12 protein-coding genes and 2 tRNA genes are annotated in these 15111 nt (G+C 44.1%); 8 read left to right on the top strand and 6 right to left on the bottom strand.

The genetic code is table 11. The features are described 5' to 3' along the window. Positions 1 to 83 precede the first annotated feature (83 nt). Together ACFGVR_RS20560 and ACFGVR_RS20555 are read left to right on the top strand one after the other, a co-directional pair. Complete coding sequence (locus ACFGVR_RS20560; protein ID WP_448699390.1) at positions 84 to 3296, top strand: efflux RND transporter permease subunit; 3213 nt, start codon at positions 84 to 86, stop codon at positions 3294 to 3296. Between the two features lie 123 nt (positions 3297 to 3419). Further along, positions 3420 to 4835 carry an efflux transporter outer membrane subunit gene (locus tag ACFGVR_RS20555; RefSeq protein WP_448699389.1) on the top strand — a complete coding sequence of 472 codons (1416 nt, stop codon included), beginning with the start codon at positions 3420 to 3422 and terminating at the stop codon, positions 4833 to 4835. Positions 4836 to 5025: 190 nt separating this feature from the next. Here ACFGVR_RS20555 and ACFGVR_RS20550 read toward each other — a convergent pair whose 3' ends face one another. Together ACFGVR_RS20550 and ACFGVR_RS20545 are read right to left on the bottom strand one after the other, a co-directional pair. Continuing rightward, a complete protein-coding gene (locus ACFGVR_RS20550) occupies positions 5026 to 5922 on the bottom strand; it encodes a helix-turn-helix domain-containing protein (RefSeq protein ID WP_448699388.1) in 897 nt (298 codons plus the stop codon). A gap of 72 nt (positions 5923 to 5994) precedes the next feature. Further along, on the bottom strand, positions 5995 to 6816 hold the full coding sequence (locus ACFGVR_RS20545; RefSeq protein WP_448699387.1) for an SDR family NAD(P)-dependent oxidoreductase: 822 nt from the start codon (positions 6814 to 6816) through the stop codon (positions 5995 to 5997). A 204-nt stretch (positions 6817 to 7020) separates the two neighbouring features. Here ACFGVR_RS20545 and ACFGVR_RS20540 point away from each other — a divergent pair, with 204 nt between their 5' ends. Further along, on the top strand, positions 7021 to 7473 hold the full coding sequence (locus tag ACFGVR_RS20540) for a DUF1569 domain-containing protein (RefSeq protein ID WP_448699386.1): 453 nt from the start codon (positions 7021 to 7023) through the stop codon (positions 7471 to 7473). Here ACFGVR_RS20540 and ACFGVR_RS20535 read toward each other — a convergent pair. Together ACFGVR_RS20535 and ACFGVR_RS20530 are read right to left on the bottom strand one after the other, a co-directional pair. Next, the gene (locus tag ACFGVR_RS20535) at positions 7453 to 8556 is read right to left on the bottom strand and encodes a flavin-containing monooxygenase (RefSeq protein WP_448699385.1); all 1104 of its coding nucleotides are present in this window, start codon (positions 8554 to 8556) and stop codon (positions 7453 to 7455) included. The genes ACFGVR_RS20540 and ACFGVR_RS20535 overlap by 21 nt on opposite strands. Positions 8557 to 8633: 77 nt before the next feature. Next, a complete protein-coding gene (locus ACFGVR_RS20530) occupies positions 8634 to 9407 on the bottom strand; it encodes a LuxR C-terminal-related transcriptional regulator (RefSeq protein ID WP_448699384.1) in 774 nt (257 codons plus the stop codon). A gap of 155 nt (positions 9408 to 9562) precedes the next feature. On the opposite strand from ACFGVR_RS20530, the gene ACFGVR_RS20525 reads away from it, so the two are divergent. The 3 genes from ACFGVR_RS20525 (at position 9563) to ACFGVR_RS20515 (ending at position 10437) form a co-directional block, all read left to right on the top strand. After that, positions 9563 to 10054: an anthrone oxygenase family protein gene (locus tag ACFGVR_RS20525; RefSeq protein ID WP_448699383.1), complete on the top strand. Its 492-nt coding sequence runs from the start codon at positions 9563 to 9565 to the stop codon at positions 10052 to 10054. 173 nt (positions 10055 to 10227) lie between these two features. Continuing rightward, positions 10228 to 10300, top strand: a tRNA-Gly gene (locus tag ACFGVR_RS20520). Positions 10301 to 10352: 52 nt separating this feature from the next. Further along, a tRNA-Leu gene (locus ACFGVR_RS20515) sits at positions 10353 to 10437 on the top strand. Positions 10438 to 10505: 68 nt separating this feature from the next. On the opposite strand, the gene ACFGVR_RS20510 is transcribed toward ACFGVR_RS20515, so the two are convergent. Beyond that, the gene (locus tag ACFGVR_RS20510) at positions 10506 to 11396 is read right to left on the bottom strand and encodes a winged helix-turn-helix domain-containing protein (RefSeq protein ID WP_448699381.1); all 891 of its coding nucleotides are present in this window, start codon (positions 11394 to 11396) and stop codon (positions 10506 to 10508) included. A gap of 102 nt (positions 11397 to 11498) precedes the next feature. On the opposite strand from ACFGVR_RS20510, the gene ACFGVR_RS20505 reads away from it, so the two are divergent. Beyond that, positions 11499 to 12620, top strand: a complete 1122-nt coding sequence (locus ACFGVR_RS20505; RefSeq protein ID WP_448699380.1) for a WD40/YVTN/BNR-like repeat-containing protein — start codon at positions 11499 to 11501, stop codon at positions 12618 to 12620. 314 nt (positions 12621 to 12934) lie between these two features. Then, complete coding sequence (locus tag ACFGVR_RS20500) at positions 12935 to 13591, top strand: hypothetical protein (RefSeq protein ID WP_448699379.1); 657 nt, start codon at positions 12935 to 12937, stop codon at positions 13589 to 13591. A 68-nt stretch (positions 13592 to 13659) separates the two neighbouring features. Here the strand turns inward: ACFGVR_RS20500 and ACFGVR_RS20495 are convergent, their stop codons facing one another. Further along, entirely contained in the window at positions 13660 to 14967 is a 1308-nt protein-coding gene (locus tag ACFGVR_RS20495) for an OprO/OprP family phosphate-selective porin (protein ID WP_448699378.1), read from the bottom strand. Between the last annotated feature and the right edge of the window lie 144 nt (positions 14968 to 15111).

Genomic DNA, 15111 nt, shown 5'->3' with positions numbered 1-15111 from the left:
GAACCAAGACATCAGAATAAAAGAAAAAGGCATTTTGTCTTAATTCCTGATTCTTGCCTCTTGATTCTAAAACAAAAAAAGTCATGTTTCAAAAATTTATAGAAAGGCCGGTACTATCAACGGTGATCTCCATTTTACTGGTGATTGTAGGGATACTCGGTTTAACCAAACTGCCTTTGCAGCAGTTTCCGGATATTGCACCGCCGGCGGTATTGGTGACTGCAGTTTATCCTGGTGCCAATGCCGAAACCGTATTGCGTTCGGTAGCACCATCATTAGAAGAGTCCATCAACGGGGTGGAGAATATGAGCTATATGAGCTCGACCGCCAGTAACGACGGCTCACTGGCTATTACGGTATATTTTAAACAAGGTACCAATCCCGATCAGGCTGCGGTGAATGTGCAGAACCGGGTGGCGCAGGCTACCAGCCAGCTGCCTGCCGAGGTTGTACAACAGGGCATTACCACCACCAAACAACAAAACAGTTTAATTGGTGCGGTGGGTATGTATACCGAAGACCCTAAGAAGTACGATCAAACCTTTGTGGCCAACTATGCCCAGATCAATATCATCCCCGAACTAAAACGTATACCGGGTGTGGGCTCTGCTTCGATATTTGGCGGAGTGAAGGATTACTCCATGCGTGTATGGTTAAACCCGACACAAATGGCGGCTTACAAAATTACGCCCGCCGAAGTAATGGCCGCCATACAGGATAAAAACCTCGAAGCTGCCCCGGGTAAATTAGGCGAACGTAGCCAGGAAGTATTTGAATATGTAATTAAATACAAAGGTAAGCTTACCAAACCCGAAGAATACGAAAACATTGCCATCCGTGCCAACGCCGATGGCTCTGTACTGTATTTGAAAGATGTTGCCCGTGTTGAACTTGGCGCTTACAGCTACACTAGCGTTACCCATTTAAACGGGCATGATGGTATTGCGATAGGGGTTATCCAATTGGCAGGCTCAAACGCTAACGAGATCCAGATTGCGGTTGATAAGCTGATGGAAAAAGCGTCGAAGGATTTCCCGGCAGGTATTAAGTATAATAACTTTTACCGTACCAAAACTGCACTCGACGAATCGATCGATCAGGTTGAGCATACGCTGATAGAAGCCTTTATTTTGGTATTTATCGTCGTATTTATCTTTTTACAGGATTTCCGGTCAACCTTAATTCCGGCTATAGCCGTACCGGTAGCTATCCTGGGCACATTCTTTTTTATGAATCTGTTTGGGTTTTCGATCAACCTGCTCACGTTATTCGCATTGGTATTGGCCATCGGTATTGTGGTGGATGATGCCATTGTGGTTGTGGAGGCTGTACATGCTAAAATGGAGCATAAGCACCTGGCGCCTAAAGCAGCTACCACACAGGCCATGCATGAGATTACAGGCGCTATTATCTCCATTACTTTGGTAATGGCAGCGGTGTTTTTACCTGTAGGTTTTATGAGCGGTTCAACCGGGATATTTTACAGGCAGTTTGCCTTCACCATGTCCATAGCTATTATGATATCTGCGGTTAACGCGTTAACGTTGAGTCCGGCACTGGCTGCCTTGTTCTTAAAGAGCAACCACACCGCCGACGGTCAGCTGATCACTAAAAAAGGTTTTACGCAGCGTTTTTACGCGGGCTTTAACAGCAGCTTTAACGCCATTACCAACCGTTATGTAGGCGGCCTAAAGTTCCTCATCAAAAATAAATGGATACCCATTACCGGGCTTGCGCTCATCATCGCGGTAACGGTTTATATGGTTAACAGCACCAAATCGGGCTTTATACCTACCGAAGACCAGGGTTTTGTGGCCGTATCGGTATCCACACCATCGGGTACGTCGTTAAGCGGTACAACCAAGGTATTGCAGGAGGCCGAAGCCGCTGTGCGTGCCCTGCCTGCTGCCAGGTTTGTTACGGCCATATCGGGTTTTAACCTGCTAACGTCATCAAACAGCCCATCGGCAGCGGTATTTTTTGTGCTGCTGAAGCCGAATAAGGACAGGGGCGAGGTAAAGGATATTAATGCCATACAGGATATTATGCGCGGCAAGCTGGCCGCCGTAACTGGCGGAACGTTCTTTGTATTCAGTTTCCCAACCGTTCCGGGCTTTAGTAACGTGGAAGCTTTGGACGTGGTTTTGCAGGATAAAACCGGTGGCAAACTCGATAAGTTTAGCGGCGTGGCCAATACCTTTATTGGCGAGCTGATGAAGAAAAAAGAAATTGCCTTTGCTTTCACCACATTTAAAGCCGATTACCCGCAATTGCAATTAGAGGTTAACGATGATAAGGCCAATCAATTGGGCGTAAGCGTTAAAGATGTTTTGGCTACCATGCAGGCCTATTTCGGTAGTGCACAGGCGTCCGACTTTAACCGCTTTGGTAAATACTACCGCGTGGTGGTACAAGCCGACATTGCCGATCGTACCGACCCTGCATCTATCGACCGGGTATTTGTGAAGAACAAGGCGGGCGAGATGGTGCCCATCAATACGCTGGTTAAGTTAACCCGTGTCTATGGGTCCGAAACGGCATCACGATATAATCTGTTCAACTCTATCGAGATCAACGCTATCCCTAAACCGGGTTACAGCTCGGGTGATGCCATCCGTGCCATCCAGGAAACTGCCAAAGAACAACTGCCATCGGGATTTGCCTACGAGTTTTCGGGCCAAACCCGTGAGGAGATAGGTTCTGGCGGGCAATCAGCTATTATATTTATGTTGTGTTTGGTGTTTGTATATTTCTTACTATCAGCGCAATACGAAAGCTATATTTTGCCCTTAGCGGTGATCCTATCCATCCCGACAGGTATACTGGGTGTATTTGTGGTATTAGGGTTAACCGGTATCGAAAACAACATTTACGTACAGGTAGCCTTAATTATGCTCATTGGTTTGCTGGCAAAAAACGCCATCCTTATTGTGGAGTTTGCCGTACAGCGCCGCAAGGCTGGTCAGCCCCTGGTTGCTGCTGCTTTAGAGGCCGCACGGTTAAGGCTAAGGCCGATCATCATGACCTCGTTCGCCTTTGTGTTTGGGCTCTTCCCGATGAGTATCGCTACCGGCCCATCGGCGCAGGGTAACCACTCCATCAGTATTGGCGCTGCAGGCGGGATGGTATCGGGCGTAATATTAGGTTTATTTATTATCCCGGTGCTGTTTGTGATCTTCCAGGCATTGCAGGAACGCATTACAGGCGTGCCCGTAGCGGTTTTAATGGATAGCGAACACCATCACGACAAGTTAAATGGTACACACGTCAGCCTGCCCGAAACGGAACTGGCATAATTTAACAATTTGAATATCGAACACTGAATTTTGAACACCGAACATCGAATTTTACTTCATCATTCAATATTGAGTGTTCGGTGTTCGATATTAAATTAGAACTATACAATTAAAAATAACATCATGAACAAGCATAAATACAGGTATTTGCTGTTGCTTATCGCCCTGGCGGTAAGCGCCTGCAAAGTATCAAAAGATATACAAACCCCGCAGGCGCAATTGCCTGCAAACTTTAGAGGTGCTGCCCTTACGGGAGATACCAGCAGCATCGCCGATTTGCCTTATAAAAGCTTTTTTGCCGATGCTACCCTGCAAACCCTGATCGATAGTGCCATTACCAAAAACTATGATATGCAGCTGGCCATCAAAAATATTGATGCCGCGCAGTTAGTGGTCAAACAAGTTAAATGGAACTATGTGCCAACCATAGGCGTGCAAGTAGCTGCCAGCACCACCCGCGCGAGCGATAACAGCCTAAATGGTTTGAGTTTGAGCCAGTACACCAATAGTCGCCATATTGAGGATTATTCGGCGCAAGTCAACCTGACCTGGGAAGCTGATATATGGAGTAAGATTCGCAACCAAAACAAAGCCGCCCTTGCTCAATACCTGCAAACCCGCGAGGCACGTAAAGCCATACAAACCAACCTGGTAGCCAATGTGGCACAAGGATATTATAATTTACTGATGCTGGATGAGCAGTTAAACATCGCCAAAAGCAATGTAGCTTTAAACGACAGCACCCTGCGTATTATCCGTTTGCAGTTTGATGCCGGGCAGGTAACCTCGCTGGCCGTACAGCAAGCCCAGGCACAGCAACAGGCGGCAGCACAATTGGTGCCACAGTTTGAGCAAAACATCAGCATACAGGAGAACGCTCTGCGCATTTTAGCCGGCGAATTGCCCAACGGCATTAGCCGCAGCGTTACACTAAACCAAATTACCTTCCCGCAGGTGTTGGGAGCAGGGGTACCGGCTGCACTGGTTAGCCGTCGTCCCGATGTGCGCAGCAGCGAATTGCAGCTCGATATTGCCAACGCCAATGTGGGTATCAGCAAAGCCGAAATGTATCCCGCTTTGCGTATTACAGCAAGCGGAGGTATAAATTCATTCAAGGCAAGTAATTGGTTCAATATCCCGGCATCGCTATTCGGTGTAGTGTCTGGTAGTGTTTTGACACCGCTAATACAGCACAAAGAACTGAGTACACAATATAAGGTAGCGCAACTTGATCGTGATAAAGCGGTTATACAGTTCCGCCAGTCGGTTTTAACTGCTGTTGGCGAAGTATCCGATGCCTTGGTGAAAGTTGAAAAGCTAAAAGATCAGCAGGCTATTGCAGCCGGTAGGGTGCAAACCCTGCAACAGGCAACCGCCAATGCCAATATGCTGTTTAAAAATGGCATGGCTAATTACCTGGAGGTAATTACCGCGCAAAGTAACGTATTGCAAAGCGAGCTGGAACTGGCCGCTGTTAAAACATCCGAGCTAAACGCTGTAGCCGAATTATACCGCGCTTTGGGTGGCGGCTGGAAATAATTACTATCCCTTTAATCAATTGTGATTATTGCCCTTTCGGTTAAGCCGGAAGGGCTTTTTTGTTTTGGGTTGATTAATTTTCTCCACTATGTCAATGCGAGCCATAGCGTGGCTATCCCTGAGAAAAGTCGGCGACATGTCCTTTGAGATTGCCACGTCATCGCTGCTTTCAGCGCTCTTCTTGAATAGTTTAATTGAGCTGGTGTTTTTTAAACTGGTTGGGACTCAGGCCAACTTCTTTTTTAAACAGGCGCGAAAAATAGGGCAGGTTTTCAAAGCCCAGGGTGTAGGCAATTTCGGCGATGCTTTGGTCGGCGGTTTTGAGCAGGTGTTTGGCTTCGGTTATCAGGTAAATGTGGATCAGGTCGATAGCTGTTTTGCCGGTTTCTTGTTTCAGCAGGTCGCTTAAATATCGGGGCGACAGGTTAAGCTTATCGGCCATCAGGTTAACGGTAGGCAAGCCCTTATCAGCGATGGAACCTTTTTCAAAGTAAGCGGCCAGGGCTTCATTAAACTTAGATACTGTTTTCCCCGAAAGGGTAGTGCGGTTAATAAACTGCCTTTTGTAAAAGCGTTGCGAGTATTTAAGTATGGAGTCGACATGGGTGAGCATAATATCGCGGCTGTACTCGTCGGGGTTATTAAGGTATTCGGTTTCAATTTTGTGGTACAGGTCCCAGATGATCTCTTCTTCACGTGGCGACAGGTGCAGGGCCTCGTTGGTTTCGTAATCAAAAAAATGATATTTCTTGATCTCCTGGTGCAAAAAATGCCCGCTTAAAAAATCTTCATGAAAAAATATCAGGAAGCCGTCTTCTTCAAATTCCAGGTTTTTAAACTCAATAACCTGCCGGGGTTTAACAAAGTACAGTGAGCCATTATCATGATCGTATTTGGTACGGCCATACAGCATTTGCCCCGAAATGATCTTTTTAAACCCGATCATGTAAAAATCGGTGGTAAACTCGCGGTTACCCAGGCTGCAATTATTCCTGTTTGTACAACGGTGTATGCTGATAAGCGGATGTTCGGGTGCTGCAAAACCGTTATCGCGGTGCAGATCGCTTAAGTTTTTATAATGCTTCATGATTTGATGGTGCAAATTAATAAAACCACGCTGATTATCAGCGTGGTCTTTGTCAGCTTAACATCCTTTTATTTAGTGACCGTGTGCTGCAACGGCTACATGGTCCCATTCTTCCCAGGTAGCCAGTTTATCGGCATATACCTGTTTCACCCATGGCAGGGCAACTTTACCTAAAAACAGGCGGAGCGGCGGAGTAGGGTTATCAACCAGTTGCAGTACGGCAGCAGCAGTGGCATTTGGGTCGCCAAAAATGTCGGCATTAGCCAAACCAGCCTGGAAAGCGGCTTTAACACCGTCGTAAGCTTCAATGGTTTTGGCTTGTGCAGCCGATGCGCCTGCCCAGTCGGTACTAAAGGCGTTAGGCTCAATTAAGCTTACCTTAATACCAAAGCCGGCAACCTCTGCAGCCAGGGTTTCGGTTAAGCCTTCAACCGCAAATTTTGAGGCATTATATAAACCCAGTACAGGCAGGGTGGTTATGCCAAGTACGCTCGATACCTGGATAATATGGCCATGACCTTGCTCACGCATTACCGGCAATGCGGCCTGGGTAACCCATAATAAGCCAAATACGTTAGTTTCTATCTGATCGCGGGCTTCCTGTTCACTGGTTTCTTCAATAGCACCAAATAAACCGTAACCTGCGTTGTTGATCAGCACATCAATAGTACCAAAGTGCGCTTTGGCTTTGGCGATGGCGGCAAAGTCGGCAGCACGGTCGTTAACATCAAGCTGGATAGGCAAAATGCTGGCACCGTATTGGGCAACCAGGTCGTTAAGGCTATCGGTGTTACGGGCGGTAGCAACTACTTTATCACCGCGTTTTAAAAATGCTTCGGCCCAGAGTTTTCCAAATCCGCGTGAAGCGCCTGTTATGAAAATTGTTTTTGACATTGTTTTAATTTTTAAATGTTGAGTCAAAGGTATGGGGCTTGTGCCGGGCAGATTTATACAAAAGTGGGTAATACTGATACATATTGGCTGCGGCCGGAAAAAGGTGTAACGGCAATGTCATGAAAGAGTGATATCCATGTTTTCAGGGATTTAAATACCCGGCAATCGGGGGTAATTTTGCGGCGTAATTTAATGGAACTCATTATGAAGAAAACATTATTTGATACCAAAGCGGTTGAAGAACTGATTAACCGGGTAAATAAGCTGCAAGCCGATAGCCAGGCCCGCTGGGGGAGTATGACCGTTACCGAAATGCTTTTGCACTGCACCTTAGCCGATACCTTTATACTGGAAGATGAAAGTGAGTACCAAAGCCCAACCCTGAAAAACCGGTTGTTTAAATTTATTGGCATACACGTTATCCCCAGGTTTCCACGTAACCGTAAAGGCCCTGCGCGCCTAAATGCTAAAGGCAAAGTTGATCAGCAACAATTTGACGTTCAAAAAGTGGCTTTTATTAATACACTGCAAAGGTTCCCGGTACATCAAAAATCAATTACATCCATCCACCCTGGTATGGGTTATTTACAGCCCAAAGAGTGGGGAATAGTAGCATGGATGCACATGGATCATCATTTAAGGCAGTTCGGGGTTTAGTTTTTTGCGTTTGCGGATGTGATCGGTAACAAAAGCAGCGTCGCGGCCAACGCCACCTATCCAGGTTGAAGTTAACCCGTACTGAAATAACGAACCTACAAAGTATAAACCTTCGGCAACAGCCGACACTCCGCGATTGGCGACGGGATGACCTTGTTCATCAATAGCGCCAGGCACCTGCACCCACGAATAATAAGGCGTAAAACCTGTACACCAGATAATATTATTAACCTGCACCTGCTCACCGTTTTGAAAAGTTGGCAAGCCTTTATTGGCACTGTGCAGGCGGGGCAAATGTATAACACCTGCTTTTAGTACATCATTAAGCCCGATATTAATAAGCGGTGCGCCGCCGCCCTTGGTTTTAACAGCACGATGTGCTTTGCGGCCCATTGGTGTACCGGTGTTCAATATATTGGTTGCAAACCATACAAACTGTTTGCCCAGGTATTTAAAAATAAAATCAGGTATACGGAATGGTGGCTTACCCGATACATAAACCTTGCGGTTAGCCATTGCCAGGTCAATAGCAATTTGTAAACCCGAAGTACCGGCACCAACCACCAGCACATTGCCCGCGGGTAAGTATTGTGGAGCAACGTATTGCGATGAATGAATTTGATGAATAGATGTATTTAACCGGGTAGCCATGGCTGGTATATTGGGTATGGTGTAACCGCCTGTAGCTACAATGACATGATTGGCGTAAAAACTGTTGTTTGCCGTGGCGATGTGATACCCCGTAGCCGTTTTTGTTAACCTGGTAACTATGGTGTTGTACAGTACGGGCAGGTCGTACTTTTGTTTATAGCTTATCAAAAAATCGGCCATCTCATCTTTTGTGGCAAAGGCTTTTGGGTCTCCAGGAAACGGCATTCCAGGTAACCCGTTTGTCCATGCCGGAGTAAATAACCGTAGCGATTGCCAGCGCTTGCGCCATGAGTCGCCGGTATTTTGTTGATCATCTAATATAATATAATCTTCGCCGGTAAGGCTTAAATGATAACCGGCAGCTAAGCCGGCCTGGCCGCCGCCTATCACAATAATATCCCAGTGGTTTTTGTTTAAATGTTGATCTGTCATATTCAATAAAAAAGTAAATGCGGCGGCAAAACTCTTTATTAAATAAGGAGCAGGCAATCAATGAAAACAGGGATTTTTTACAACCAAAAAACTTTGGAAGCCTCTTTTACCAGCTCCATCGAGTTTTTTACGTTAAACTTTTCGAGCAGGTGCTTGCGGTGGGTTTCAACCGTGTGTGTGCTGATGTAACATTTATCGGCTATCATTTTGGTGGAAAGGCCCTCGGCAATAAGCCTTAATATTTCTTTTTCGCGTTTAGTCAAATCGTAAGGGTGCGAGGGTGCTGCCTCTTTAATATTTTGACGCTGTTTGGCGTTTTGATGGATCATGGCTACCTCGAGCATAGTATTACATAGCTGGTCTTTTTGCAACAGGTTGTTTAGCGCGTTAATATCATCATACTGTACAGGCATGGTTTCAAAACGGCAAAGTACCTTATCAATTACTTTTTGCTCGCTGAATGATACGAGATAACGGGTGTCGCGCAGCCATATCCAGTGGCCTTCGGCATGTTTAAAACGGTATTCTAAAACAAGCGGGGCAGGGGCATGGGGGTTAAAGGCAGGGTCGAACATAGCTTTGTGTATGCCGATGATCTTGAGGCTTACTGCATCCATATCTTCAGGACAAATGCGCGAGAACCAAAAATCGCGGCCACCGTTGGCAAATTGGGTATTGCTATAGCCGGTTAAATCTTCAAAGCTTTCATCCAGGTATAAAAACTTATCGTCGTTTAGGCACGATAGCAAAAAAAGGCAATGCTTACCCTCGCCACCAGCCAAAAAAAAATCGTCGGGGATGTAGCAATCGGGTGGCAGGTTGCTTTTTAATTTTGTGTATTGCGGCGGCATGTATCGTTATAAACTAAACCACAAAGCTATGATGAAGAACGGGTTATTATAAAATATTGTACAAAAATTTCAGGTAGGGTAATATCCCTGTTTTCAGCGATTGACTATCACTGAGCCCCTGTGCACTTTTATCGTTTAAAACAAATGCTATGCAATTGAGAAAACAACTTTTTACATTTTGTACCTGGTGGGCAGTAATAGGAGCCAGTATTTGGATAGGAGGCACCGTTTATATGATGTGTGTTATTAACCCGCAGTGGAGCAGTAATCCGCCCGGTACGGTTAGGTTCTTTTTTACCAAAACAGAATTCAATCAGTACATCTGGTACTTTTTTGGTCCCCCATTTATGGTGCTGCGCAGCATTTTGCCACAGCTTTTGGTTTTGATATTTGGCTGGCACAGTAAAGTGCACCGCCGGTACCTGCTGATAACTTTGGGTTGTACGCTTGCGACTGTTTTGTATACTGTGATATGCATTTACCCCATAAACGATGTTTTAATGTTTAAGGCAGGCGGTAATAACACAGCAGAGGCGATAGGGCGGATGGTGAAAAATTGGATATTTGCCGACAGGATTCGGTTTGCGATTAATTTGGTAGGGTATTACTACCTGTTAATGGCTTTTAAACAACCGTTGGTTAATTAACAGAAATTTTTTGTTCAATTAATCTGCCTGAAACAGAGCGGGTAATATTAAAACGCTCAAATTATTTTAAAAAAGTTGTCGGATTTATTTGCGTGGAATGCAAATCTGCCTATATTTGCACTCCGTTAGCGAAAGGGACGCAAGGTTACCAGCGAAACGGAAAAGAAAATAATGCGAAAGTAGCTCAGTTGGTAGAGCACGACCTTGCCAAGGTCGGGGTCGCGAGTTCGAATCTCGTCTTTCGCTCTAAATCCCTTCTGACCAGCAGAAGGGATTTATTTTTACAGGTTAACAGCCTGCTCAGATGGTGGAACTGGTAGACACGCAGGACTTAAAATCCTGTTCCCGTAAACGGAGTGCGGGTTCGATTCCCGCTCTGAGTACTTTAGAATCGACACAAAGCCTGATATGAAAATATCGGGCTTTGTTGTTTTAAAGGTGTGGCTGCCCCTTAAGCACCAATTTCAAGCTTATATCCTTTGCCACGTACAACAACAATGTTAATATTGGGCTCAGGTTCCAATTTTTTTCTAAGTTTTGATATAAACATATCCAGGCTTCGCCCAACAATAACACCTTCATCTTCCCATATCTCTTTTTGCAACCGGCTTCGCTCGATTGTCTGGTTAGGCGAAATTGCAAAGATAAGCAGCAAACGGGTTTCAGTTCCGGTCAGATCAATGGTCTTTTTATTGATCACCAGCTGCCGTTCCTGCACATCAAACAAAACTGAACCTAAATTAAATCTATTAATAGGCCTGCTATTATTTAACGATTTTCGCGGCTTAGCCGACTTTAAAATAATAAAACCAACAAATGCTAAAAATGGCAGGCTGCCCAAAAGTAATCCCTTCTGGGCCGGGTTTATATTCACCGGTTTAAATTTAATGTCAATTATGTAGCATGCTGTGGGTTGTTTTCTGCCTCTGCATGCTACAATATCATCTTTTTTATTTTGGGATATAGCGTATCCATAGGCTACAGCGGCGTTACCACACTTCAAAACATTAACAACATAATCACTTGACAACGGATCGTTGGCTAACACACGCCGGGTAGTATTCACCAATGAATCTGGTTGAAAAGTAAGGTCATTCTCAAAGCTGATCTGGTATTCACTTTCTGATATCTTTTTTACCGGGAGCACCCGCGATGTTTTGTCGCCCGACTGTAAGAGTAGTTCATGCCCGATACTGCGGAGCAAAACTTCTCTTCTGGCAATATCAAAGCCATCATTACCAGTTATACTGAAAGCTGCGCATATTACAGAAATAAACGATAATAATATCAATCCGTACAGGTACTTCCGTTTCCCTGAGATAAGGTTTCGGCTATCAAACATGCTGGTTACGATTTATTTACAAAGTTTACATTTTTATTTACAATCCTGGTTCTTCACACTGAAAAATATCAAAGTAATTTCGGTGAATCAAATTGATAGGTTATGAAAAATGAAAAAATGAAAAAATTATTTGTGTTTGTGCCGGCCGCCCTCCTGGCATTATTTCTACTAAATTCTTTTGTGCTAAAAGAGAAGGAAGCGGGCAAGAAAACAACCGAAGGGACTAAATCAGGGCTTTTGAACATCGTTTTCAGATCTACTGATGGCGGAGAAACATGGCAGAACATTAGTAAAGGGCTGCCTGAAAAATTGCAGAGAGAAGGTGTGTGGAGTCGTGGTTTATTTGCAAATGATCAAGGGCTCTATTTACGTGCCGGCAATGGGGTTTATCACAGTGAACCAAATTCCACAACTACTTTTTGGACAAAAGAGATCTTCCCTGGTAAACAGCGTGAGATCGCCCCTGGCAAGAATGGGATATTTGCATATGATTTCAGAGGGCAATTTTTACAAAAACTAAACGGAACGAGCCAGTGGTCGCCCATGTACACAAATTTTCAGGAGCAAGCCTTACGCATCGACAAAACGATAGATTGGATGTACAAGAATTATAAAGAGAGGGAAGTACGCAGCATTTTTGAAACTGCCGGCGGCACAGTTTTTATTAGCTCCAATAACATGCTTTTTAGATCCGTTAACAATGGAAAAACCTGGAAACAAGTGCATGTTGGAGACGGTAGAATGACATTGGCAGAATCAAACGGCGTACTTTTGTCTACCAGCTATGATGGAATATTAAGATCGACTGATGATGGTCAAACCTGGGATCGTGTGATTGGTGAAGGGGGTGTTGGTATCGCTGTAGAACGTATTGATGGCGGATTTGCCGCTATAGTAAACAACACAGTAACTCAAACAAACACCATACACATTTCGCAGGATGGTGGAAAAACCTGGAATACCATAGGTGAAGAACTTCAGCCTTCCTGGAGTAGTTTATTAATGAAAAAAATGGGCTTAAATCGATCTTCGTCTTCGTCGAGTATTTTATCTATTAAACAAATGGGTAAATATTTAATATGTGGTCGCTCAGATGGTATATTCCGGTCATCAGACATGGGCAAAACATGGAAACAATTGTTACTCCCCTCTGTAGAAAACAAGGGCTTTAATTTATCTGTTTCAAGCAAAGTGATTTATATCATGCCAAATAAAGGGTGTTGAAAATTCCAACTCCGCAAAAGCTTTTTGAGTTTTTCAACATCGACACAAAGCCTGATATGAAAATATCAGGTTTTGTTGTTTTTATGCTATATGGGTTCGACTCCGGCGCTGAGGTGATAATACGGAAAACTATCCGTACTCCGTACCGCTTAAATCACCTTGTTTGCAATGCTGCAGTTTAAATCATTATTTTACCAAAAGGTTTATTGCTTTTATGGAATAGTACTATAACATGCATCCCTTACGAAAGGAGTTGGAAAATGATTTTAATACTTATGCTTTTATGCTGGACTAATCTTCATACACAAACAAAGATGTATGTTACAGAACAACGATTTTATGGGGCTGTAAAAATCAAATCTCCTGATGGTAAAAGCAATACAGGCACAGTTGCTGATTTTACTTATGCCGACTTTAAAAAAGGCGTAAGTAACCATAAGAACCTGTTGGTTAATCATCCGGCAAAAGATATCGGTAATTATTTGTTTAAGCTGATAGATGAGGATATTTATAACTATTGGGCAGGTACACCCTGGGACTTTCATGGAGAGACACAGCAACCCAGAACCGGGAGTATTGCCTGCGGGTATTTTGTGACCAATACTTTAACTGACCTTGGCTTTAAGATTGATCGCGTGGGGTTGGCCGAAGTTGCATCGGGAGTGATGATTAAAAAGCTCTGTGCCGACATCCATTCATTTAATAGCCTTAGTGATCTGGACAGATACCTGGCTAAACAGCCCGTTAACTCTGTTTTTATTATTGGTCTTGATTTTCATACCGGTTATGTTGTTAAAACTGCTGCAGGTTGTTATTTCTTTCATTCTAATTATATTAAGAAAGAGGGCGTGGTGAAAGAAAAAATAGACGAATCGCGGGCGTTAAGTACCAATAAGTTCTTCATGATCGGCAGTTTAACAGCCAACGAAAACCTGCTGCGAAAATGGGTTGCTAATAAGCGCGTGATTTGAGTTGACTGGAACTGGCAGGAGAGTGTACATTCACTATGCTTAACCTTTTAATGATAATCGGTTCCTGTCTATAAAAGAAACATGAACCTGGTTTGGATGAATTGGGTTGTACCAGTTGTTCCATATCTATCCAACATACCATAACCATAATCAACCGTAATGCGAAACATATCATTTGGCTGCCACATAACGGCGGGAGTGAACCTCCAAAATTTTCCACCGGTGAGCGTGCCGTCATTAAGACTATAGGATTGATAGCTCAATAACAGTTCCCACGACCCCAGCCCGCCGTTAGAAAGCGGGTGTTTTACTTTGGTAAATCCGAATATCCCAGTGCTGGTGTAATAGGGACGCACTTCGCCTGTAAAAGCGTATAATGCAAATACTTGTCCGCCGGTAAATACCGGATTACCTGTTTGCGGAGAGTTCATCATATGCGAATTAAACTCGGTGCCCAGCATAAGTGGGCCGGTACGATAATAAATTTCGCCACCTATAGAATTTGAAGAGCTTACCGGGAATTTTTTTGTATCGATAAAATAAGCGCCTGCGCCTACTTCAGGGCGCGAACGAACCTGCAATGTATCATCTTTTACCTTACCCCACCGGTAATTTAAGCCGATATGCAGAACAGGCTTATTAGCATCCGTGTAAACAGGTAGCCAGGCAATACGCGAGACGAATTGATACTGGTAGGTTGAAAATTTTTGTCCTTGTGATACCCAGTCTGTAAGCGCGCTTAAATTGACTACTATATGCGGTTTTTTAAAATACCCAAGGTATTTTATACCATCTGCCATAATTGGGATAATATCTATTGACATGGGTCTTTCCAGCCCCCAAATAGAGTACCCGTTCATTACTTTAACCAAAGAGTAGCCCTCTTTGCTGCGGCCAACCCAAATGCGTCCTGCTATTTCGGGAAAGTTAACCATTACGCCACTTTCACGTACTAACCAGGATTTAGATGGCCCGTCATACATCAAACCCAGTTTCCAGCTTATTTCCCTCTTAGTTTTCAATGTCCCCGAAAGGATGAAGCGGAAATCACGCACAGAAAATTGTGATGCCAGGTCGCCTACCTGTTGTTTATTCGCGTCATTTTGAATAAAAGTGGCAAAATCATACAAAAATCCTAACTGGAACCTTAAAGTTGAATACGGGTTTTCAAACTCATACCAGCGCAAGTCTTTTGGCTTTTCTTTAGCGCTGCTATCGGCTTTTTTTGATTCAAACACCTCACCCATTGTGCCATCAGGAATCGGGTCGGTTGTTTTTTGACAATATGCGGTAGATAGGGTCAGAAAAAACAACGTAATATAAAGCACTGCCGCAACGGGAAGTGTGTTAAGGAATTTAAATCTGGCCGATGTCATTTTCATACGATTAAACATAGAAGGATCTTATAAATCAGAAAAATCTGGCGAACCCCTGTACATTATTAAACAAATTATCTTGCTGGTGCAGGACGTTACCCACCCGGAAACAGCAAATTTTCCGGGTGGATACAATCTCCTTGC

The organism is Mucilaginibacter aureus (genome assembly GCF_053514885.1).
The sequence above is the reverse complement of the archived record's forward strand: the minus strand, read 5'-3'. Positions and strand labels throughout refer to the sequence as shown.